At 44.0% G+C, this 21,586-nt stretch carries 21 protein-coding genes and 1 riboswitch; of the genes, 15 read left to right on the plus strand and 6 right to left on the minus strand.

Annotated elements, in window-relative coordinates; translation table 11 throughout:
- The first annotated feature begins 99 nt into the window (after positions 1 to 99).
- Positions 100 to 237, plus strand: a complete 138-nt coding sequence (locus tag BMX79_RS12560; RefSeq protein WP_170068874.1) for a ribbon-helix-helix domain-containing protein — start codon at positions 100 to 102, stop codon at positions 235 to 237.
- Between the two features lie 174 nt (positions 238 to 411).
- Here BMX79_RS12560 and BMX79_RS11780 read toward each other — a convergent pair whose 3' ends face one another.
- Positions 412 to 1,545 carry a GerMN domain-containing protein gene (locus BMX79_RS11780; RefSeq protein ID WP_091482932.1) on the minus strand — a complete coding sequence of 378 codons (1,134 nt, stop codon included), beginning with the start codon at positions 1,543 to 1,545 and terminating at the stop codon, positions 412 to 414.
- Positions 1,546 to 1,568: 23 nt separating this feature from the next.
- The gene (locus BMX79_RS11785) at positions 1,569 to 2,762 is read right to left on the minus strand and encodes an iron-containing alcohol dehydrogenase (RefSeq protein ID WP_091482934.1); all 1,194 of its coding nucleotides are present in this window, start codon (positions 2,760 to 2,762) and stop codon (positions 1,569 to 1,571) included.
- 265 nt (positions 2,763 to 3,027) lie between these two features.
- On the opposite strand from BMX79_RS11785, the gene gcvT reads away from it, so the two are divergent.
- The 7 genes from gcvT to BMX79_RS11820 all read left to right on the plus strand — a co-directional run bounded on the left by gcvT (position 3,028) and on the right by BMX79_RS11820 (position 11,452).
- On the plus strand, positions 3,028 to 4,140 hold the full coding sequence (gene gcvT, locus BMX79_RS11790; RefSeq protein WP_246117705.1) for a glycine cleavage system aminomethyltransferase GcvT: 1,113 nt from the start codon (positions 3,028 to 3,030) through the stop codon (positions 4,138 to 4,140).
- Positions 4,141 to 4,170: 30 nt separating this feature from the next.
- Complete coding sequence (gene gcvH / locus BMX79_RS11795; protein WP_091482938.1) at positions 4,171 to 4,557, plus strand: glycine cleavage system protein GcvH; 387 nt, start codon at positions 4,171 to 4,173, stop codon at positions 4,555 to 4,557.
- A gap of 84 nt (positions 4,558 to 4,641) precedes the next feature.
- On the plus strand, positions 4,642 to 5,997 hold the full coding sequence (gcvPA, locus tag BMX79_RS11800) for an aminomethyl-transferring glycine dehydrogenase subunit GcvPA (RefSeq protein WP_091482940.1): 1,356 nt from the start codon (positions 4,642 to 4,644) through the stop codon (positions 5,995 to 5,997).
- Between the two features lies 1 nt (position 5,998).
- Positions 5,999 to 7,462 carry an aminomethyl-transferring glycine dehydrogenase subunit GcvPB gene (gene gcvPB / locus BMX79_RS11805; RefSeq protein ID WP_091482942.1) on the plus strand — a complete coding sequence of 488 codons (1,464 nt, stop codon included), beginning with the start codon at positions 5,999 to 6,001 and terminating at the stop codon, positions 7,460 to 7,462.
- 131 nt (positions 7,463 to 7,593) lie between these two features.
- Entirely contained in the window at positions 7,594 to 8,379 is a 786-nt protein-coding gene (locus BMX79_RS11810) for an SDR family oxidoreductase (protein WP_091482944.1), read from the plus strand.
- A 409-nt stretch (positions 8,380 to 8,788) separates the two neighbouring features.
- Positions 8,789 to 9,292 carry a nucleoside 2-deoxyribosyltransferase gene (locus BMX79_RS11815; RefSeq protein ID WP_091482946.1) on the plus strand — a complete coding sequence of 168 codons (504 nt, stop codon included), beginning with the start codon at positions 8,789 to 8,791 and terminating at the stop codon, positions 9,290 to 9,292.
- Between the two features lie 190 nt (positions 9,293 to 9,482).
- Positions 9,483 to 9,650, plus strand: a riboswitch (Lysine riboswitch).
- Between the two features lie 77 nt (positions 9,651 to 9,727).
- A complete protein-coding gene (locus BMX79_RS11820) occupies positions 9,728 to 11,452 on the plus strand; it encodes a Na+/H+ antiporter NhaC family protein (protein WP_091482948.1) in 1,725 nt (574 codons plus the stop codon).
- Between the two features lie 158 nt (positions 11,453 to 11,610).
- On the opposite strand, the gene BMX79_RS11825 is transcribed toward BMX79_RS11820, so the two are convergent.
- Complete coding sequence (locus BMX79_RS11825; RefSeq protein WP_091482951.1) at positions 11,611 to 12,060, minus strand: GNAT family N-acetyltransferase; 450 nt, start codon at positions 12,058 to 12,060, stop codon at positions 11,611 to 11,613.
- A 196-nt stretch (positions 12,061 to 12,256) separates the two neighbouring features.
- Between BMX79_RS11825 and BMX79_RS11830 the strand changes: the two genes are divergently transcribed.
- Positions 12,257 to 12,766: an O-acetyl-ADP-ribose deacetylase gene (locus tag BMX79_RS11830; RefSeq protein WP_218025389.1), complete on the plus strand. Its 510-nt coding sequence runs from the start codon at positions 12,257 to 12,259 to the stop codon at positions 12,764 to 12,766.
- 7 nt (positions 12,767 to 12,773) lie between these two features.
- Entirely contained in the window at positions 12,774 to 13,256 is a 483-nt protein-coding gene (locus BMX79_RS11835; RefSeq protein ID WP_091482953.1) for a DUF305 domain-containing protein, read from the plus strand.
- A gap of 72 nt (positions 13,257 to 13,328) precedes the next feature.
- Here BMX79_RS11835 and BMX79_RS11840 read toward each other — a convergent pair whose 3' ends face one another.
- The 3 genes from BMX79_RS11840 to BMX79_RS11850 form a co-directional block, all read right to left on the minus strand.
- A complete protein-coding gene (locus tag BMX79_RS11840) occupies positions 13,329 to 14,267 on the minus strand; it encodes a DUF368 domain-containing protein (protein WP_091482955.1) in 939 nt (312 codons plus the stop codon).
- 142 nt (positions 14,268 to 14,409) lie between these two features.
- Positions 14,410 to 15,933 (minus strand): ClC family H(+)/Cl(-) exchange transporter, encoded by a 1,524-nt coding sequence (locus BMX79_RS11845; protein ID WP_091482957.1) that lies wholly within the window; start codon positions 15,931 to 15,933, stop codon positions 14,410 to 14,412.
- Positions 15,934 to 15,956: 23 nt separating this feature from the next.
- On the minus strand, positions 15,957 to 17,480 hold the full coding sequence (locus tag BMX79_RS11850) for a ClC family H(+)/Cl(-) exchange transporter (protein WP_170231054.1): 1,524 nt from the start codon (positions 17,478 to 17,480) through the stop codon (positions 15,957 to 15,959).
- A 204-nt stretch (positions 17,481 to 17,684) separates the two neighbouring features.
- Here BMX79_RS11850 and BMX79_RS11855 point away from each other — a divergent pair, with 204 nt between their 5' ends.
- The 5 genes from BMX79_RS11855 to BMX79_RS11875 all read left to right on the plus strand — a co-directional run.
- On the plus strand, positions 17,685 to 17,966 hold the full coding sequence (locus BMX79_RS11855; RefSeq protein ID WP_091482960.1) for a DUF503 domain-containing protein: 282 nt from the start codon (positions 17,685 to 17,687) through the stop codon (positions 17,964 to 17,966).
- A gap of 44 nt (positions 17,967 to 18,010) precedes the next feature.
- Positions 18,011 to 18,670, plus strand: a complete 660-nt coding sequence (locus BMX79_RS11860) for a hypothetical protein (protein WP_091482962.1) — start codon at positions 18,011 to 18,013, stop codon at positions 18,668 to 18,670.
- Between the two features lie 25 nt (positions 18,671 to 18,695).
- The gene (locus BMX79_RS11865) at positions 18,696 to 19,574 is read left to right on the plus strand and encodes a DegV family protein (RefSeq protein WP_091482964.1); all 879 of its coding nucleotides are present in this window, start codon (positions 18,696 to 18,698) and stop codon (positions 19,572 to 19,574) included.
- Between the two features lie 205 nt (positions 19,575 to 19,779).
- Complete coding sequence (locus BMX79_RS11870) at positions 19,780 to 21,072, plus strand: mechanosensitive ion channel (protein ID WP_091482966.1); 1,293 nt, start codon at positions 19,780 to 19,782, stop codon at positions 21,070 to 21,072.
- Positions 21,073 to 21,338: 266 nt separating this feature from the next.
- On the plus strand, positions 21,339 to 21,586 hold a 248-nt coding region (locus tag BMX79_RS11875), incomplete at its 3' end, for a helix-turn-helix domain-containing protein (RefSeq protein ID WP_143059452.1).

The following is a 21,586-nucleotide window of genomic DNA, read 5'->3' on the forward strand; positions in this document are numbered from 1 at the left end:
CGATACTTATAAGCTTTTAACATATTCTTCACCTCCTCTTACGCTTTGTTACTTGATTATACTGTAAAAATACCGTACAATCAAGTCGGAGGTGAGTATATGTCTGACAAAGAACGCGTAGAAATACGTATGCCAAAAGTTATTCTAGAAAAAGTAGACGCATACCAAAAAGAAAATGGACTGCCTACAAGAACGGCAGCTATCCTTGAACTAATAAGAAAAGGTCTTGAGAAATAACTTCAAGCTATCGCTTGACCGACATTCATCTCCCACTTTCACTGGTGCTTCGTACCCATACGTTTAGAAGTGGGAGACTTCTTTCGGAATTACATCGGAATTACGTTAAAAAACACTCACTAAAAAAAGCCATTCACGTGAATAGAATGGCTTCTTTAGTACGTATTTTGTTAATTACCAGCTGACTTGTGAATGGTCAACCGTCCAAGTCTCTCCTTCTTCCCTGTGGAGGTGCCCGGAAGAGTAGGGCTCACCGTCAACAGTCAGAGAAACCTCTTCGACATTGTAGTAGCCTCCAATGGTATTGACCAGTGCCTGAACAATGAGTGACTCGATTCCCGATCCGGCATTCATATCATCAATCAGTTCTACGGAAAAGTCGGCATATGCAATGCCATCATCTCCAAGATACATATAGTTGATTTCAGTAGACTCAGCAATCAGAGCTAAAGAGTCGTAACCCTCGGCCTGTCCTCTCAGGACTTCTGTCAAAGCCAGTCGAATGGGCTCATTAGTATACAGTTCAATAGTCGTATTGACAGCTTGAAGCTCAGTAGCCTGATCATCGAGTGTAAAAACTGTCACGGAATGTTCTTCTGGCTGATTTTCCGAGCGTTCGGTCAGTGTGGAACGACTCTCCATCTCATCATTACCTGGATTCGAAATACGCTCGACCAATCCCAATTCTTCAGCATAGTAATACACTGTCGTATTGCCTTCGCGTTCGCGCGTCAGTTCGATTGCATCAAATGTTCCGAAAGGGAGCTCAATTTCGACTTCCACATCAGTTATTTCAGTTACTGAGCCAGTCGGGCTCTCCCAGGAGTGACCGGCTTCAATAGGCAGCTGGAGAATAATTTCGTGGTTATCCTGCGCACTGCTCAATCCGGTGTCCATCATATCATCTCTGAAATAGGTTTCCGGACGTACAAAAATTTCCCGTATTTCATCCTCAGTATACTCATAGACAGTAACCACATCGGTTCCAGCAGTCGATTCAATTATCTGAAGCGTGTCATCATGGGCGAACTGAGGATAACGGGTGAATGAGGCATACTCTATGCCTTCACCCTCGTATTCAATCCAGGTGTCTTCCAGCTTGGGGAACCAGACTTCAAGATCTTGTGATACGGCGTAGTCATCATCACTGTCGTCTTCATCTAAATCTTCGTCATCCGGTTCGGGTGCGATGACTTCTTCATCCGGCTCGTCGATATCCTCACTGTCATCTTCGTTATTGCAGCCAGCGAGAACGAGACCTGCGGAAAGTGTCAGATACGTATACTTCAGCCAAGTGTTCTTCAACATTCTTACCACTCCTTAATTGCTGCTCAATAATTTTTGTGAAGAGCCGTTCTGTAGATTTCTCTTGAAACATCCAAAGTCTGGTCGCCACGTTCCGATATAGAATCATTGCCGTGTGCTTCGAGTTGTGACACTAAGGTATCGATATCCTCTTCTTGAACATTGACTTCAGAAAGGTTGACTGGCATGTCTATCGATTTGAAGAAAATGATTGTCTTGAGTATGGCTGCATCGATTTTCTCTTCTTCAGTCCCATCTAGGATGCCCCAGACTTTTTCGGCATATTGAACTAGTTTGTCCCATTTCTTGAGTTTACGAACCGTCATCACAGCCGGCATGATTGCAGAAAGCGTACGTGCATGGTCTGTATTATTTAGAACAGTTATTTCGTGACCAAGGGCATGAGTCGACCAGTCTCCGGGCACCCCTCTGGACAGCAGGCGATTCAGCGCCAGAGTAGCCGTCCACATGAAATTAGCTCTCAAGTTGTAGTCAAGCTTTGATTCATCAACGACATCCGGTCCGATTTCGATCAGGATGCGAAGCAGACCTTCAGCGAATTCATCCTGTACTTTCCCGCCGACAGGGTAAGTCAGGTACTGTTCCAGAATATGAATGAATGAGTCGGTGATCCCATTGGCCAACTGCCTTTTGGGAAGAGTATAGGTCAGTTCAGGTTCCAGAATCGAAAACTTTGGAAAAACTTCCCAGCTGCTGAAGCTGACTTTAGCTTTCATTTCCTTGAATGAAATAACTGACGTCTCATTCATTTCGGTCCCAGTGGCAGGCAGAGTAAGGATCGTTCCAAAAGGCAGGGCAGACTGGACAGGTTTACCAGCCCCGACACCTTTTCCGAAGATATCAGAAGGATTTCCATCAAATTCTGCTGCTGCGGCAATGAATTTCACGCCGTCAATGACCGATCCGCCACCGACTGCCAGCAGATAATCATATCCTTCTTCCTTGATAAGCTCGACGGCCTGCATGCAAGTTTCAAATGTCGGATTAGCTTCAATTCCGCCGAATTCGCCGACAGTCTCGTGTGACAAGGCTTGTTTTACACGGTCAAGTGTTCCGAATCGTTTGACGCTGCCGCCACCGTATAAGATGAGAACTTTCTTATCAGAAGGGATGTGTTTATCTAATTGTTCGATTTTATTTCTGCCGAACAGTATTTTAACAGGATTGTAAAAAGTAAAATCAGATATCTCTGGTTTCATAATAGTGCCTCCTTTGTAGTATATTAAGTATAGCATAAGCTTTGCCCGGACATAAATATGAAACTGTTCTCGAACACTGAGTCTAAGAAAAAGGATTATCGAATATTATTTATGATAAATACACTTATTGTTCGTTATATAAAAATGTAAACGTATTCTTTTTTGATAATGGTCATTTCACCTGTTTGATAACGAATAAAATCATGTTAGAATGTAGGAGAACATCACGTGTATTTAATAGTGAAGAAGCAGTGGAGGGATGAGAGTGGCAGGAGAAGCAAGTCAGTTAAAACGAACACCCTTATATGATTACTATACTGATAATGGAATAAAGCTGGTGGATTTTGGGTCATGGGCCCTTCCGATCCAGTTTACGAAACTGATAGAAGAGCACCACGCTGTTCGTGAGCGAGTGGGACTGTTCGATGTATCTCACATGGGAGAGATCGAGGTTCAAGGAGAGCAGGCGACAGCTTGGCTCAATAGATTGATAACGAACGATTTGGCGGCCATTTCAGATGGACAGGCGCTCTATACTCTGGTCACGAATGAAACAGGTGGCATCCTGGACGACATCATTATATTCAAAAAGAATGAATCAGCGTATCTACTGACACCGAATGCATCGAATACAGACAAAATCAGAGACTGGCTGCTGAATCATCAGGACGGATCGGTCACGATTGAAGATAAATCTCCTGAAACAGGACTGATCGCTGTTCAAGGTCCCGAAGCGGCACATGTGGTTGCTGAAGTGTTTGGGGATGACATTAAAGAACTGAAGAATTATCACTTTACGGAAATCGCTGAAGCCGGCGCATTTACAGACGTGCTCGTTTCCAGAACAGGCTATACAGGTGAGGATGGATTTGAATGTTACGTCAACTGGAACCAGACTCAAGACTTGTGGCAGGCGTTCAAGAATGCAGGAAAACAGTATGATCTAGCTGAATGTGGACTCGGAGCCAGAGACACGCTTCGGCTGGAAGCAGGTATGCCGCTTTACGGACAAGACTTGTCTGAAGACATTACACCTCTTGAAGCCGGGCTTCGTTTTGCAGTGAAATGGGATAAGCCGGAACCATTTATCGGCCAGGAAGCTCTGGAGAAGCAGAAAGAAGAAGGAACAGTTTACTTGTCCAGAGGATTTGAACTGCTTGAAAGAGGCATAGCCAGAGAAGGCTATCCGGTATATAATGAAGCAGACGAAGAAATAGGAGTCGTTACTTCAGGAACCCAATCTCCGACACTTGGAAAGAGTATCGGTTTCCTGAGGATGAAAAAATCAGAAGGCAAGCTGGGAGATACGGTCTATATTCAGGTCCGTAAGAAACGCATTCCAGCCAGACTGATCAAGAAGACTTTTTTAAAGAACTGATATAAATAAGACGGGAAAGAAGGAATAAGCATGACAGATAAAACTAAACTATATTTTACAGAAGAACACGAATGGGTCGAACTGATCAATGATGATTACGTCCGTGTTGGAATTTCCGATTATGCCGTAGAACAGCTGGGCGACATTGTATTCGTAGAGCTGCCTGAACTGAGCACTGAACTCGAAGCAGAGGATGAATTTGCGACTGTTGAGTCAGTGAAATCCACCTCTGAGATATATTCTCCAGTAAAAGGCACAGTGTCGAAAGTCAACAGTGACTTGGAAGATGAACCTGAAAAACTGAATGAAGCACCATTTGGAGAAGGCTGGCTTATTGAAATCCAGTCATCTGAACCAGTCGATGTTTCCGGACTGATGGATGCTTCGGCATACGACGAGTACGTTTCAGGACTATAATCCCTTGTAGGAAGAAGAACGGATCTCATTCGCTCTTCTTTCTGCTCTTTTTTTGACATCAAAAGACATGAAGGAGTGGCTTTTTTGACTAACCAACACCGCTATCTGCCGACAACTGATCAGGACCGTAAAGAGATGCTTGAAACAATCGGCGTGTCATCGATTAAAGATCTGTTTTCCGATATTCCGGAATCTACCCGTGCAACAAAGGATAAAGCGATTGATCTGGAAGATGCTTTGAGTGAACAGGCATTGACAAGATATATGAAAGAACTGGCTGCTAAAAACACGACCACAGAAAGTCATGCCTATTTCCTGGGAGCAGGCGTATATGACCACTATAGTCCAAGCATCGTCAATCATGTGCTTCTGCGTTCCGAATTCATGACGGCTTATACCCCATATCAGCCGGAAGCGAGTCAAGGCGAACTGCAGGCTTTGTTTGAATTCCAGACCATGATGTGTGAGCTGACAGGCATGGATGTAGCGAACTCAAGTTTATATGACGGCTTTACCTCATTAGGCGAAGCCTGTAATCTGGCTACGTCAGCTACGAAAAAACAGAACGTGTTGTACTCCAAAGCCCTGCACCCGCAGGCAAAAGAAGTGATTCATACTTATGCGTACGGCATGGAGTACTCAGTAAAAGAAGTCGGTCTGAACGGTACTCGCACGGATATGGATGAACTGAAGTCAGCCATCGATGAGGATACGGCTGCTGTGATCATTCAGTACCCTAACTTCTTCGGAACGATTGAAGACCTTAAAGAAATAAAATCTCTTCTTGAAGATACAAAAGGTATCCTGATCGTGATGGCCAACCCATTGGCTCTCGCTCTGCTTGAAGCACCTGGAAAATTGGGTGCCGATATCGTTGTCGGAGATACTCAGCCATTCGGAATTCCAATGAGTTTCGGCGGCCCGCACTGTGGGTATTTCGCAGTGAAGAAAAAATACATGCGTAAAGTTCCGAGTCGTATCGTCGGTCAGACGACGGATAAAGACGGCAAGCGTGGCTTTGTAATGACGCTGCAGACCAGAGAGCAGCACATACGCCGCGAAAAGGCGACATCCAACATGAGTTCGAACCAGGCACTACTAGCTCTTGGCACTTCAGTATTCCTTGCAGCAGTAGGTAAAGTCGGTCTGCAGGAAATGGCCCAGCAGAATCTGAACCATGCTCACTACGTGAAAAAAGAACTGGCTGATAAAGGCCTGACTGTTCTGTCAGACAATGATTTCTTCAATGAATTTGTTGTGAAACTGGATCGGCCCTTCAACGAGGTCACTGACCAGCTGCTTGACCATCATATCGTCGGAGGGTTCGATGTGTCTGAAGCACTGAACGAAGAGCATGCCATGCTTCTATGCGTCACTGAAAAACGGACGAAAGAAGAAATGGATCAGCTTGTATCACTTTTAGCAGGGGAGGGGAAATAACATGACTGCAGTCTATAATGATTTATTATTCGAAATTTCCAGACCGGGACGTAAAGGCTATAGTCTGCCGGAGTCTTCTGTCGAAAAAACTGCCCTGACAGATGTTCTACCCGAGCATCTGATCAGAGAAGAAGCAGCTGAACTTCCGGAGTTATCTGAACTTCAGGTCATGCGTCACTATACAGGGCTCTCAAACAAAAATTTCGGGATTGAGACCGGCTTTTATCCGCTTGGCTCATGTACGATGAAGTACAATCCAAAAGTCAATGAAGACATTGCACGGTACAGCGGATTTGCTCAAATCCACCCATTCCAGCCAGCCAAAACGGCTCAAGGAGCACTGGAACTGATGTATCGTCTGGAAGAGAACCTCAAGGAAGTTACGGGCATGGATGCCATTTCCCTACAGCCAGCTGCTGGTGCTCAAGGGGAATGGGCAGGTCTGCTCATATTCAAAGCCTATCATGAAGCCAACGGTGAAGGCGAGCAGCGCCGCAAAATCCTGGTTCCCGATTCAGCACACGGAACGAACCCGGCAAGTGCAGTCGTTGCGGGCTACGACGTTGTGGAAATCAAATCAAACGAACAGGGACGTGTCGGAATCGATGCGCTTAAAGCTGCTGTCGGACCGGATACTGCCGGTCTGATGCTGACAAACCCGAATACACTCGGCCTATTTGAAGTTGACATCGTTGAAATCGCTGAGATCGTTCATGAAGCGGGTGGACTGCTTTATTATGACGGAGCAAATGCGAATGCCATTTTAGGTAAATCCACACCGGGGGAAATGGGCTTCGATGTGGTCCACTTGAATCTTCACAAGTCATTCAGTACCCCGCACGGTGGTGGTGGACCTGGTTCAGGACCGATCGGAGTAAAAGACTACTTGAAAGCATTCATGCCGTCTCCACGTATCGAAAAAGAAGGAGACACATATAGAGTAACTACTGATCATCCTCAGTCGATCGGTCGAGTTAAGGGTTACTTCGGAAACTTCGGCGTCAATGTCCGTGCATATGCCTATATCCGTTCCATGGGTGCTGAAGGTCTGCAGCAGGTATCAGAAGATGCTGTCCTGCACGCCAATTACTTGAAAGCCCGTCTGGAACCGTACTATGATACACCTTACAGTTCACACTGTAAGCATGAGTTCGTCTTAAGCGGTGTCCGTCAGAAAAAACTGGGCGTTCGTACGCTTGATATTGCCAAACGTCTGCTGGACTACGGCTTCTATGCGCCAACGGTCTACTTCCCGCTGATTGTTGAAGAATGTCTGATGATCGAACCGACGGAAACAGAAGCAAAAGAACAGCTGGATGCTTTTGCTGATGCAATGATCGAAATAGCAGAAGATGCAGAAAAGAATCCGGACACTGTGACGGGAGCCCCGTTTACGAAAGCGGTCAAACGTCTGGATGAAGTAACAGCCGCGCGTAAACCCGTCGTCACTTATCAGCGTAGCTGACCCATCCGCAAAAGGTCAATCAGTTGACAGGACGGGGAAACTCGATTAGCATTCAAGATAACTGAACATTAAACTGAAGCAGGTTGTTTACTTAAAAGGTAGAGAACCTGTTTTCTGCAGGGAGGATATGTATGGATCTACAGTTGAAGGGGAAAAACGCATTAGTTCTGGCGTCAAGTACAGGACTTGGAAAAGCTGTCGCAATGGAGCTGGCTAAAGAAGGGGCCAACGTCATGCTGACAAGCCGAAGTAAGGATAAACTGGTCCAGGCGAAAGAAGACATCGACCGGGTAGCCACAGGTCAGGTGGATTATATGGTATCAGATCTGACTGATCTGACATCGATTAAAGATCTGGTCGAAGTTACACGAAAGACATTCGGTAAAATCAATATTCTGGTCAACAATACCGGTGGGCCATCAGCTGGATCATTCGATGACCTGGATGATGCAGAATGGAACAAGGCCTTTAACCTGACTTTGAACAGTTACATCAGAACGATCCGAGAAGTGTTGCCGGATCTGAGAGAAACTAGAGGTCACATCCTGAACAATACATCCTCATCCGTTAAACAGCCGATAGATGGACTGCTCCTATCCAATGTATTCAGAATGGGTGTCCAAGGATTGTCTAAAAGTCTGTCTCAGGAGCTGGCAAAAGATGGCATCATGGTGAACACCATTGGAGCCGGGCGGATCGAAACAGACCGTCTTACAGAGCTTGACAGTAAGAGGGCAGAACGCGAAGGTAGAACAGTAGAAGACGTTCACCAGGCGATCGAAAAGCAGATTCCAGCTGGCCGATACGGTAAACCCGAAGAGTTTGCCAAGATGGCAGCTTTCCTGGTTTCCGGCGTAAACACCTATGTTTCCGGGCAGACAATCCTTGTCGACGGAGCAATGAGTAAGTCGTATTAGCAGGCTAAATAGACTGTCGACCCGTTTTCTTCAATTAATGAAGACGGGTCTTTTCTATGTCTATTGATGATACTGGCTTAGAATGGTCATTATGTTAAGAAACCGAAAACACCGTTTAGTTCATAATAGTTTTACCAAATGAACTGCACTCAAAGACTATGAAAGTAAAGTTTACATTAGTTAATCCTTTCTGAAGTCGACTCCATTCCAGTACGGTTTAGTTCAGCCGTTCATCTCCTGACTGAACTCCATTCAAGCACAGGAATAAGGCAGTTCACCTCCAATAATTGTGTTAAACTAGAGTGAAACGGACATATAAAAAGGCTGGAGGATTTGACCTGTTTCACATTATAGTGTCTTACCTCAGTTCTTAAATTAGACTAAACAGAAAAAGGAAAGGACTAATCAAATGACCAAACATCTATATTTTGCCTCGCCGCTGTTCACCGAAATGGAGCAACGCTACAATACATATGTAGTCAATAAAGTCAGAGAAGCTTTCAAGGAGACTATTGACGTCTATCTTCCTCAGGAGAATGCTGCAATTAATGACAAGAGCAATTATGCCAGCAGTATTCAAATTGCAGATGGTGACAATGCGTACTTGAAAAAGGCCGATATCTTAGTAGCGGTGCTCGACGGCGTCACAGTCGATGCAGGAGTCGCGTCAGAAATCGGCTACTTCTATGCATTGGGCAAACCGATCATAGGCATCTACACTGATATTCGTCAGGGAGCAGGAAACAATAGAGAAAAAATTGCGGCACTGGATGAAGTAGCCGAGTCTCCATTTTCATATATCAATCTCTACACAGTCGGCCTGGTCAAACAGCGTGGGCAGGTGGTCAGAAGCAGTGACGAGCTGATCGACACGTTAAAGGAATGGATTGTTGACGATCAGAAACCAGTCTAAGGATCTCTTTGACCGTTCTCCAGAATGAAAGGAAAACAGGTCAAATACTTAAATCAGTAATGACGACAGACCGCTGCCGGTCTGTCTTATTAATGAAAAAACGTTTTCTGAGACAAGACTCATCAGGATTAATGAAAATCGGGTTGAAAAACATGCTGGAAACGTGTAGACTAATAGGCGTTGTATAAATAGAAAAGATAGAGGCGCAAAGAAAAAGAGTACGGACTGAGAGGGGACACCCATTGACCAGTCACGAAAGGGTTCTTTGCCGAAGGGGATCAGGTGGTTAACCTGTTCTCCTGGGCATACGTTTAATAGGCGTATGACTGTCACGTTTACGTGGAGCACTATCCTAGTCAATGTTTTTTCAAGCATTCAGGGGCGTGTTCCTGGGTGCTTTTTTCTATCTATAAATAATAGAAATGGAGACATATCATGAAAAGAAAATTACAATGGTTTATATTAATCGGTCTGGTCAGCTTTATCCCCAGCACCGTATCTGCAGCTGAAACAGGAGGGAGCATGGCTTCAAGACTTGGAGCAGTCACACTGATTCCGCCTCTGGTTGCGATCGCTTTGGCTTTCCTTACAAAAAATGTGGTCCTGTCACTGTTTCTAGGTATCTTTTCCGGAACGATCATTGCTCAGTATGCAGGAGGAGCAAATATCCTGACCGGCATCATTTTCGGATTTACGGATATCATTGATTACATCCTGAACTCACTGGCTGATCCCTGGAATGCAGGAATCATTCTACAGGTTCTAGTCATCGGAGGGCTTATTGCTTTGATCACCAGCTCCGGTGGGGCTCGGGCCATTGCGGAAGCTCTTGCTAAGAAGGCTAAAGGGCCGATCAGTACTCAGCTGATCACTTGGTCTCTGGGCCTCCTGATTTTCTTTGATGATTACGCCAATGCATTGATCGTTGGACCGATCATGCGTCCTGTTTCAGATAAGATGAAAATTTCTCGTGAACGTCTGGCTTTCGTCATCGATGCAACAGCCGCACCGATTGCCGGAATCGCTCTTATCTCTACCTGGATCGGATATGAAGTCGGACTGATCAATGATGCCTATCTGTCGATCGGACAGGAAGTAAATGCCTATGGCGTCTTCCTTCAGACGATTCCATACCGCTTCTATAATATTCTGATGCTCTTTTTCGTTGTTCTGACATCCATGACTTTACGTGAATTCGGTCCGATGAAGAAAGCGCAGGAGCGTGCACGAGATACCGATCAGCTTATCGCTCAAGGCGCAACACTTGAAAGCGATGAAGAGGAACTGGAAGTCGTAGCCAAAGGGACCCCTTCGATATGGAGTGCACTTATCCCAATCGGTGCACTGATTGTGTTCAGTTTTATCGGATTCTACACAGACGGACGTCAGGCCATTCTTGCGTCCGACAATACAGCACTTATTCAGACGATTCAGAATGCTCCGTTTTCATTTGTCACATTAAGAGAAACATTCGGTGCGTCTGATGCTTCAGTCGTCTTATTCCAGGCTGCACTGATTGCAAGTATTATTGCCCTCGTTATGGGAGTGTTAAAAGGTCATTTCAGTTTCAGTAAAGGAATCGATATCTGGGTATCCGGAATGAAGACCCTTATGATCACTGGTGTTATCTTGCTGCTGGCCTGGTCACTATCAGGCGTGATGGGTGAGCTCGGAACAGCAGACTATCTTGTCTCACTATTAAGTGATACACTCCCGGCTTTCCTGTTGCCGACCGTTATCTTCCTTCTGGGAGCTATCATCTCATTCGCGACAGGGACGTCTTACGGTACAATGGGTATCCTGATGCCTCTGGCTATTCCATTGGCGACTGCAATGGATCCAGGAAATGCTGACTTTATCGTTATGTCAGCCGGGGCCGTACTAACTGGTGCAATATTTGGGGACCACTCTTCACCAATTTCAGATACGACGATTCTATCATCGATGGGAGCCGGGTCGAATCTTCTCGATCATGTCAAGACTCAGCTGCCTTATGCGATCGCCATAGCAGCCGTATCTGTTCTATTTGGTTATCTGCCAACTGCATTCGGATTGAATGTCTTTATCGTTCTGCCGATCGGTTTCCTGGTCGTTATAGCCGTAGTCTTCCTTTTAGGTAAAAAAGTGGACACGACGCAACCTGAAACCACTGAAAATTAAAGCTTAGCTTCTACTGATAAAATAAATTAAGAGCATGTTTCTCTGTATTCAGGTAATTGACCTGAGACAGAAGAGACATGCTCTTTTATATTACCGATTCATAAACGGATTTAAGGTAACTGAGTAGTGATTAAACCAGTTGAGCCTGACCTATAGAATCACTCAGTGATCCGCCTGACCATAAACACCGTATCAGTTGATTCCTTAAACCCGTTTTTCTTATAAAAGGAGAAGGCAGGAACCGAATAGTCTGTCATGAGAGTCACATACTCAATATCTGAACGTTTTAAATGTTCTGACAGCTCCTTAAGAAACACACTGCCCAGTCCTTTTTCCTGCTCAGAAACTTTAATGAAAAATTCCTTAATATAATACTCGCGCCCCTCCCACCAGTTTGAGACATAACCGAGTGCTCCCCCAACGACAGTGTCTGACTCATCCACCAAGACGAAAGAGAGCGTATTGCCGTAATCGGTCAGGTCCTTCAAGTATCTATCGACCTGTGCGTCGTCAACCCATTTATCATTCCAAGGTTCAGCTGAAAAGACATCGACAAAGACTTGCTTCATTTCTTCATAATAAATACTGCTTAACTGTTTGACTTCCATGGTTATCTCCTTCTGCATATTCTCTAATATCTACTAGAAAGTATAACATGGGTCAGTCACTTTAGGGTTAAAGGAAATAGAATCAGTCAGCCTAATGCTAAAACCCTTTATATTTGCGAAATAACAGGAATCGTTTTACCATATAAATACAACAAATGTTTGAAAGTCTGTATACTCAAAAAAGGAGAGAGTAGAAGTGAAGATAGAAGTAGTCAAAAAGGATATTACAGAAATGACTGTCGATGCGATTGTCAATGCGGCTAACAAATCGCTGTTAGGCGGAGGCGGAGTGGACGGAGCAATTCACCGGGCTGCCGGACCGAAACTCAAAGAAGCCTGCAGAAAACTGAATGGCGCTGAAACAGGTGAGGCAAAGATTACCGAAGGCTTTGATCTGCCGGCCCGTTATGTGATCCATGTAGTTGGCCCGGTCTATAATGACGGATCCAGAGGAGAGGCTGAGAAACTGAAGTCCTGCTACCAGAACAGTTTGAGACTGGCAGAAGAGTATGAGCTGAAAACCATAGCTTTTCCTGCAATCAGTACCGGAATCTATGGCTATCCTAAAGAAGAAGCAGCCGAGATTGCGGTCGATACGATCAGATCTTTCGAAACAGACAGTAACTCAGTTGAAACAGTCTACCTGATCGCATTCGATGACGAGACATTTACCAGCCTGGACCAGGCTAAAAAGAAGAGAGGATAGTGTCAAGATGAAAAAATATATACGCTTTGGATTAATGATTCTTACTTCAACAGTCATAATGTATGGACTTATGTATCTGAACACTTATGAACTTTCACATGTGTATTTCAGTGAGACACGTGTTTATATGGCAATTATGATGGGCGCAGTGATGGCGATTGTCATGATGCTGTTCATGTGGAAAATGTATAAGAATAAAAAATTGAACAGCATTATACTGACAGGTTCAGTTGTCGTTTTCGGACTTATGCTGTTTTTAGTACGTAGCCAGACGACTGTTAATGAAGTATCCTGGATGAGAGCCATGATTCCACATCACTCTATTGCTATTCTGACCAGTGAGCGGGCGAATCTTGAAGATGAACGCGTTCAGCAGCTGGCAGATGAAATAATAGAGGCCCAGGTAGAAGAAATCGCAGAGATGGAAGCATTGATCGAAGAACTTCAGAATGAAGAAGACGAGGACGAGGGCACTCCTGAAGACGAATAATCATAAAAAAACTTCTATCCAAGGGTACGTGATTAAAGCGGCCCCGAGATAGAAGTTTTTTTGTCTAGTTACTTAACGATCTGAAACAGGTTTTGAATCTTCTGGAATTTCTTCCGTCGAATCTTTCGTATGGCCAAGTGCATAAGTTAGAGCGTAACAGCCCCCAGCCAGAGCCAGAGCTATTATTAGTCTGATAACCGTTCCTGGACCAGCCAGATCATCCAGTGCATTTGTATTGGCAATCACTGCGATAGGGGAAGCCACTACAAGGCCAAGAATCGAAGTATAAGTGAAGCCTGGCTGGGTTTTGAAGAAATAGTCAATGACTTTACTGATCAGAAAGATTCCTGCCACCATTCCCAATGCATAAGAAATTAACAGGATCGTGAACGGGACAAGTGCTTCAAAATTCCAGTTGCTCAGTGCTTCCGTAAACCCGTTGATTGTATAGATTACGGCATAGTAGTAGCCGATGATCAGCATGAGCAGAGACCCGCTCACTCCAGGAATAACCATGGCTGCAGCTGATACAAGACCGACAAAGAACAAAGCAATCAGCGGACCAATTCCAAGACTGACGCTCTGGACACCACCACCAGCGACTTCCGCTACTCCCATCCAAGTAACGATCAGGAAAAAGATAATGAATAGAACGAAATGAAGCGGACCAATGGTTTTTTTCTCAGCCTCAAGACTTTTATAGAAAGACTTTCTTAAAATCGGAAGGCCGCCTAAAATCAGTCCGACGAAGGCAAATGCCGTATACAGAGTGTAACTGCTCAGAAGCCATTCGATGACGATGGAAAATCCGGCCACGCCGACGAGTGCACCGATTACTAGTGGCACAATTATTTTCAAGCTGGGCTTCAGTTCTTTTCTGAAATGAGTGAACGCATGAATCACATCGTCATAAATACCGAAGGATACAGCCATTGTTCCTCCAGAAACTCCAGGAATGATATTTGAAATCCCGATAAATAGTCCTTTAATTGCCATCCATATGTATTGCATAATAGTCTCCTTTACCTTAACGGTCAATTGAAATTCTGTGTACGAGAATCATTTTACCATATATATTTAAATTTGATAGTAGAAAAAAAGACCTTATCCTGTCCAGCAATGTATGAACGGATAAGGCCATTATTATAATAGTTCAGTTCAGCTTATCAATATACTTCTTGACCTGTCCGAGGAATCCCTGGTCACTGGCAATCTGAAGTTCATCTCCTGGGAGAAGGACAGTATCACGGTGTGGCATGAATTCATTATGGTGTCTCTTGATTCTTACACACTTGGCATTATAAGGGAGGGTCAGCTGACTCATCTGCATGCCGTCCAGATAACTGTTCGGCTCGACAAAGACATCCATATAAATCAGTTTCCCTTCAAAAACTGTAGGGACACGGTTAGTTTTGTTGTAGAGAGTAATTTCATCAACAGGTTCAAGCCCGAGAATATCGGCAATGATATAAGCAGTAAGACAGACGACAGCAATAGGCATCATCTGAGTAATCGATCCAGTGATTTCAGTCAGAAGTACGATAGCCGTCAGAGGTGCTTTTGAAATAGCTGTGAAAAATCCACCCATTGCAAAAATGACAAAGTTACGGATGAATTCATCTTCCATTCCCGTTCCTCTAAGAGCAAGATTTCCGAAGATGCCACCAAGGACTGCACCGATAGTGAGCATTGGAATAAGCATGCCGCCTGGAATACCGGATCCATAGGCGATCTGGAAGCCGATGAATCTGAATAACAGGATTGCAAGGAGAAGCATCGTTGTGGTCCGGACTGAAGCAATGTCAGTAATGATACCCGTCCCACCGCCCAGCATATCCTGCCAGAAAAATCCAGTAGGGATCACCAGAAGGAATGGGATAAAGCCATATAGGTAGACAGGAATAGGTAATTTGGCGTATATCTTCGGCATAATGAACAGGGCTTTGTGGAACAGCCAGCCTGCAAGAGCAAGCAGAACGCCTAATAGCACAAGATAAAGATAGTGTTCCAGAGGAAACTCCGCCATTCGGCCTAGCGCAAGAGCCGGTTGTGACCCGAAAATATGGAAGGCCAGGAAATTCGCAGTTACGGAAGCGGAAAACACTGTGAGAATAAGCACGCCGGAAAATCTGTGGTGAACCTCTTCAAGGATGATGACCAGACCGGACATTGGCGCATTGAAGGCTGCGGAGAGACCGGCAGCTGCACCGCTTGATATGAGAATATTCTCCTGAGACTTGTTTCCTTTCAGAAAAGAGTTAATTCCTTGTCCAACGACCCCACCGATCTGGATGGAAGGCCCCTCTCGACCGACAGGAATACCGAGCCCCAGGACTAGGGTGCTTGCGGCAAATTTACGCCAGAGAATAGACACCCAGTTCAGTTTCAGCGTTCCAAGAAGCTGACCTTTGAGTTCAGCGACCCCGTTCCCTTGAATATCCGGATCGTCTCTTCCCATCATTATAACTAGAAAGCCTATAAAGAGAACAACAAGAGACCAGCCGATGATCCATAAAGGGTTGTTCCTTAAATAAGAATAGATACTCGGCATGAAGTTTAATGTAGTATAAATGGCCATTCTAAAAGCACTGACAACAGCACCTGCGACTGCGCCCACCAGAATCCCTTTCAGGACATAACTGATTTTAGACCAGTCGATAAATTTCAAGCGTTTCATTTGGAAACTCCTTTAAAGCTAGTTTAGTTTAATTTGTCCAGCTGTTTTTTGACCTCAGATACAAAGCCGCTGTCTGCTGTGAAGAACAGTTCATCACCTGACCAGAAGACAGTATCCTGGTGCGGAATGAATTCGTTGTTATGTCTTCTGACTTTAACCAGTTTGGATCCGTAAGGAAGTCTCAAGTAACGGGCCATCATGCCATCCAGATCGCTGTCCGGCTCAACGGATACCTCAAATTCAATGACTTCTCCTTCAAACACTTTAGGAATCTGATGTATTTTCTTCTGAAGCAGCTCCTCATAAACAGGATCTGATCCAAGAAAGTCAGCGACGACATAGGCTGTCAGACAGACGACTGCCAGAGGCATCAGCTGCGTTACTGTTCCCGTCATCTCGGTAATCAGCATAACTGCAGTGAGAGGGGCTTTAGTCACGGCAGTCAGAAGGCCGCCCATTGCATAGATAATGAAGCTTCTGATAAATATGTCTTCGATTCCCGTAATCCATAAAGCACCGTTTCCGTAAATAGCTCCCAGTAATGCGCCTAAGCTGAGTACTGGGATGAAGATTCCGCCTGGCAGACCTGATCCATATGAGATGTGAGAATAGACGAAACGAAACAGGAAAATACCTACCAGCAAGAGCGTGCTTATGCGCCCGGAACTGATTAATGAGATAATACCTGTTCCTCCACCCAGCATTTCAGGAAGAAAGATTCCGATCGGTATTACTAGAATAAATGGAAGAAAGCCATACAGGTAAGGTGGAATCGGAATTTTCTGATAAAGTTTAGGCATATACATCAGAACTTCCTGATAAGCCCACCCCATAACTGCTACAAATATTCCCATGATTACCAAGTGGACATAATGCTCCAGAGGGAACTGAAGAAGTGACCCTAGATCCAGCGCAGGCTGCACACCGAAAATCGTATAGGCTACAAAGTTAGCTGTAATCGATGCAGAAAAGGCTGTCAGGAGAAGAACGCCTGAAAATTTGTGGTGCACTTCTTCCAGTATGAACATGATGCCAGATACAGGGGCATTAAAGGCAGCGGATAATCCGGCACTTGCCCCAGCAGAAATAAGAATGTTCTGTTGAGATTTGTTTCCTTTTAAATAGTGATTGACTCCCTGACCTACAGCTCCTCCGAGCTGAATGGAAGGTCCCTCACGACCCAAAGCAAGTCCGGAACCGATAGACAGCACACCTCCAACAAATTTACGCCAGAGGATAGACAGCCAGTTAAGTTTAAGTACTCCGTGAAGTTGTCCTTCAATATCCTGGATCCCTGATCCTTTAATATCCGGTTCGTCTCTGATCATCAATGCAATAATAAATGCTATAATGGCAATACCAACAATCAAGGGTAAAACCCATATTGGATTATTTCCTGCAAAGGCATATACATCACGCATGATTGTCAGCATCGTTTCAATGGATACACGGAACAGACTGACGACAATACCGACGATCACACCGACCAGCAGTCCTCTCGCCACATAAGCTATTTTAGACCATTCAAACAAATTCAGTGTCTTCATATTTACAAAACTCCTAATGACCATTTTAGTGTCTTTTACATAAGTACTAAGATAACGAATATACAAGTGAAAAGCAATACAATGACCCTAATTGATTCATTAATCTAATAATGCAGGTGAGTGACTGAATTATAAGTGACCCTTTATTGCACCGGAATCAAAAGCATGCTACGATTTAATGAGATACTATGAGGAGGAACTGATATGATTCTAATGGGTGTTGAACTGACCATTCTGATTTACGACTCATACTCCTTGAAAGATAAGCGAAGCACGGTAAAAAGTGTCGTGCACAGAGTTAGAAATAGGCACCATCTCACAACAGCAGAAGTTGATGAATGGGATCTTCATAACAAGGCTGTACTGGGGTTCGGCGTAGTCGGAAGTAACTGTCAGCTGTGCCGTCAGCAGATCGAAGCTGCTCTGAAAGATGTAGAAGAACATTATGAGATAGAAGTACTGGATGTCGAGTGGATCGAAGCTTAGTGACCACTGGAACCAGGCAATATTTATTCTAAAGGATGAACAATATGACTGAACCGATTATCGATATTATAAAAGGGCATTCCGGAGATTACAGCATGATCAATCTGCTGATGGGTTACACTAAAAGACAGATGATGCAGATCGCTGACAGTCACGGGTTGACTTTACCTAAAAGCTGGAAGAAAAATAAAGTGGCTGAAGCACTAAAGGAAAAAATCCTTCATCAGGCTCAGACGCTCTATCAGGAAATTCTGGATGAGGTACTGTCTGTCATCCCTGAAAACACTCAGAACAGCCTGCTTGTAGAAGACAGTCAAGGTCTGAACAGTTTCGCGCCACTTATTCAAAAAGGCTTCTTTTTTGCAGTGAAGGCAGACGACAGCTACATTGTCATCATTCCTGATGATCTCAAAGATGCCGTAAATGAAGGTAGGCCAGAACAGGTTATCTCCCAGACCGCTTTATCCGACTGGCAGATCGAAGAACCAGCAGATCAGAGAACTAACCTTAAAAGTCAGTCTTCTGATGAAGAGAAAGTAACAAAAGATCAGTCTGAACATACTTACTACCTGCTCTTGAAATGGAAAAAGCAGCTTACAGCAATATACGGCGGCTTTTCAATCAGTCATCTTCATGAGGTCTGGAACAGATACTATACGGATTCCCTGACTGAAGAAGAAATTACTGAGATACTTACTGACTAATTTATATTAGAAAAGGGGAAAGCGAATGATTAGAATACTGATCGATTCTGGCATTGACCAGAACAAATATATGAAAAAAACATATGACTATGACTTTCTGCCATTAAGCGTCATTATTAATGAAAAGGATTATCTGGACCAGGTAGAACTGTCTCTGGAAGATGTGCACGGCTATATGAAAGAAGGGATTCTTCCTAAAACGTCTCAGGTTTCTCCCAAGACTGTGATCGATACCCTTGATGCCTGCCGAGAGAGGGGAGAAGATGTCATTTACATTACTATCTACAGTCAGTTTTCCGGGACTTATCAGGTGGCACAGACAACTGTGGAAGCGTATTTGGAAAAATATCCTGATATGAACATCGCTGTGATCGATTCCAAGGGTGGCTCTGGCGGAGGAGCTCTGCTGGCTCTTCAGGCAATGGAAATGGCCAAGAAGAATGAAGATTTCGAAACCATTGTCAGCCAGACCATAGAAAATACAGAACACATCAAGTATCACTTCACCTTGAGTAATCTGAAATGGCTCGTTAAAGGTGGGCGTCTGCCGAAAGCAGCTGGATATGCCGGAGATGCACTGAATATCAAGCCGTACCTATCTGTAAATGAAACGGGCATTTACCTGAAGAAGCTGGTCAGAGGTCAGGACCGTATATACAAGCGGATGATAAAAGATGTGAAAAAAGGGATAGACGGCTTTACCGATCAACTGGTCACGATCAGTCACGTCAATGACATTGAAAGCGCAAAGCGACTCGAAAAAATGGTAAAGGAAGAACTTCCGGATGTTACCACACAGATTTTTGATATCGGAGCGGTACTGGCTGCCCATTTAGGCATAGGCGGCGTTGGTGTATTTTACTTTGATCAGAAACCGTCGCAGTATATGTACATTGATGAATAAGAAAGCTGCGGGAATCTCAGAATAACGACAGACAGAATCTGAATGAATAGAAAGCTGTTCTCCTCCAGAAGAGGGGAAACAGCTTTTTTGTATGGAATTATCAGAAGAAGCTGTCAGGTTGAGTACAGTGCATATTATTTGTTCTTTCTTAATACCTTGGCTATACTGAAAGTGTTCAATAAAAAAAGAAAAGGAGTTTGATAATATGGATAATGTCGGAAATTCGTTTCAGCGAGGACTGAACACGTTCATCGATTTTCTTCCTCGTTTGTTAATGGGGGTACTACTTATTCTAGTAGCCTGGGTCATCGCTACTCTAGTGAAGAAAGCAATCACTAAAGGGCTGAAGGCAACAGGTCTTGCATCAAAATTACAGGACTGGGGTGCAGCTAATAACGAGAACCAGGGACATTCGATGGTCAATGCCTTAGGGAAAGTAGGGTATTTCCTGGTATGGGTATTCTTCCTTCCAGGTATCTTCTACACATTCGGACTTGAAGCAATTGGTCAGCCGATTCAGAATATGCTTGATACGGCATTAGCATTCCTGCCTAATATCATCTCAGCTATTGTTATTCTCGTATTAGGTTTCTATGCAGCCAAATTCGTCAAGAATCTGGTGTATAATCTTGCAGTTGCTGCAAATCTTGACCGATTCTTGAATAAGTTTTCAGGAGCAGAAACTGACACAGCTGAAGTAGAAGAAAATAAAGGAACGATTGCATCAGTATTGGCTAATATCGTATACTTCCTGATCTTAGTACCAATCATTCTGGTTGCACTGGATGTTCTTAATATCGATACGATTGCTCAGCCGGTGAGTGATGTACTCAATACAATCCTTCAGGCTATACCAAATATTCTTGTAGCCGTTGTGCTGCTGGCTATTGGTATGGTGCTGGCTAAATTTGTTGGAGACATTGTGACCGACCTGCTTAGAGGAACAGGTTTCAACAAGTACTCTTCGTATATTAGAAAATCAGCGAATATGGATATCGACCTAGCTCATGCAGTTGGACAAGTTGTTGCTGTACTGATCGGTCTGTTCTTCTTGGTAGAAGCACTTAATGTTTTGAATCTTCAAATGTTGAACATTATCGTTGGCGCAGTAATTGCTTATCTGCCTAATGTATTGTTTGCAGCTATCATCATTGGATTGGCATTCGTTGGAGGTCAATTACTGGCTTCAGGAATCAAGAAAGCAACAGGCAGTCCCTTTGCAGGCGTTATGCTTAAATATATCCTGATCGTTTTTGCAGTATTCATGGCACTTGATCAGCTGAACTTTGCTTCAAGCATCGTGAACTTTGCATTCATGTTCATTATTGGTGGACTTGCAGTAGCCTTTGCCTTGGCATTTGGACTTGGTGGACGCGACTTTGCCAGAAAACAGCTAGAACGTGCTGATCAGAAAATTGAAAAAGAAAGCAATAAATCAGGGGATCCATCAGTTGAACCGACAGTTGACTCAACTGACCAGTCAACACCTGACTTATAAGATTAACTAGACAATAAATGGGTTGATGACTCATTAAAGTCATCAAATAAAGAGAGGTACGACCATCGATATTTCCTTTTTGGGGAATCGATGGTCGTGTTTTTTGTTAGAAAAGAAAGTATTTAAGATCATATCAAATTCTGGACCGCAGCTAGTTTACTCTTCAAACAACAAAAAACAGCCCGGCTTATGAGGTATGATATGCTCCCCTTATAGTAGACAGAGAAATAATAAAAATTCTCTGACACATTAAGGGGAGTATTTTTATGTCTAAACGAACGACAACACACAGTATAAACGAACGATATGAAATCGTTGAAAAAGTAATTAATGAAAGAGAATCTATTTACTCTTTGGCCAAAAGGGAAGGAATAGATTCTTCGACTATTAAAGGATGGCTTCGCAGTTATCGAGCTAAAGGGATTGAAGGATTAAAAGAATCCATAGAGTGGAATACCTATTCAGACAAACTAAAGAGACAAGCAGTTGAGCATTACCTAAACACCCCAGAAAG

Source organism: Alkalibacterium pelagium, assembly GCF_900109325.1.
Taxonomy (GTDB): domain Bacteria; phylum Bacillota; class Bacilli; order Lactobacillales; family Carnobacteriaceae_A; genus Alkalibacterium; species Alkalibacterium pelagium.

What these genes read in the sequence shown, in the direction of transcription:
- BMX79_RS12560 (WP_170068874.1), top strand. Translation starts at nt 100, where the DNA reads ATGTCTGACAAAGAACGCGTAGAAATACGTATGCCAAAAGTTATTCTA.
- BMX79_RS11780 (WP_091482932.1), bottom strand. Translation starts at nt 1,545, where the DNA reads ATGTTGAAGAACACTTGGCTGAAGTATACGTATCTGACACTTTCCGCA.
- BMX79_RS11785 (WP_091482934.1), bottom strand. Translation starts at nt 2,762, where the DNA reads ATGAAACCAGAGATATCTGATTTTACTTTTTACAATCCTGTTAAAATA.
- gcvH (WP_091482938.1), top strand. Translation starts at nt 4,171, where the DNA reads ATGACAGATAAAACTAAACTATATTTTACAGAAGAACACGAATGGGTC.
- gcvPB (WP_091482942.1), top strand. Translation starts at nt 5,999, where the DNA reads ATGACTGCAGTCTATAATGATTTATTATTCGAAATTTCCAGACCGGGA.
- BMX79_RS11810 (WP_091482944.1), top strand. Translation starts at nt 7,594, where the DNA reads ATGGATCTACAGTTGAAGGGGAAAAACGCATTAGTTCTGGCGTCAAGT.
- BMX79_RS11815 (WP_091482946.1), top strand. Translation starts at nt 8,789, where the DNA reads ATGACCAAACATCTATATTTTGCCTCGCCGCTGTTCACCGAAATGGAG.
- BMX79_RS11820 (WP_091482948.1), top strand. Translation starts at nt 9,728, where the DNA reads ATGAAAAGAAAATTACAATGGTTTATATTAATCGGTCTGGTCAGCTTT.
- BMX79_RS11825 (WP_091482951.1), bottom strand. Translation starts at nt 12,060, where the DNA reads ATGGAAGTCAAACAGTTAAGCAGTATTTATTATGAAGAAATGAAGCAA.
- BMX79_RS11835 (WP_091482953.1), top strand. Translation starts at nt 12,774, where the DNA reads ATGAAAAAATATATACGCTTTGGATTAATGATTCTTACTTCAACAGTC.
- BMX79_RS11840 (WP_091482955.1), bottom strand. Translation starts at nt 14,267, where the DNA reads ATGCAATACATATGGATGGCAATTAAAGGACTATTTATCGGGATTTCA.
- BMX79_RS11845 (WP_091482957.1), bottom strand. Translation starts at nt 15,933, where the DNA reads ATGAAACGCTTGAAATTTATCGACTGGTCTAAAATCAGTTATGTCCTG.
- BMX79_RS11850 (WP_170231054.1), bottom strand. Translation starts at nt 17,480, where the DNA reads ATGAAGACACTGAATTTGTTTGAATGGTCTAAAATAGCTTATGTGGCG.
- BMX79_RS11855 (WP_091482960.1), top strand. Translation starts at nt 17,685, where the DNA reads ATGATTCTAATGGGTGTTGAACTGACCATTCTGATTTACGACTCATAC.
- BMX79_RS11860 (WP_091482962.1), top strand. Translation starts at nt 18,011, where the DNA reads ATGACTGAACCGATTATCGATATTATAAAAGGGCATTCCGGAGATTAC.
- BMX79_RS11865 (WP_091482964.1), top strand. Translation starts at nt 18,696, where the DNA reads ATGATTAGAATACTGATCGATTCTGGCATTGACCAGAACAAATATATG.
- BMX79_RS11870 (WP_091482966.1), top strand. Translation starts at nt 19,780, where the DNA reads ATGGATAATGTCGGAAATTCGTTTCAGCGAGGACTGAACACGTTCATC.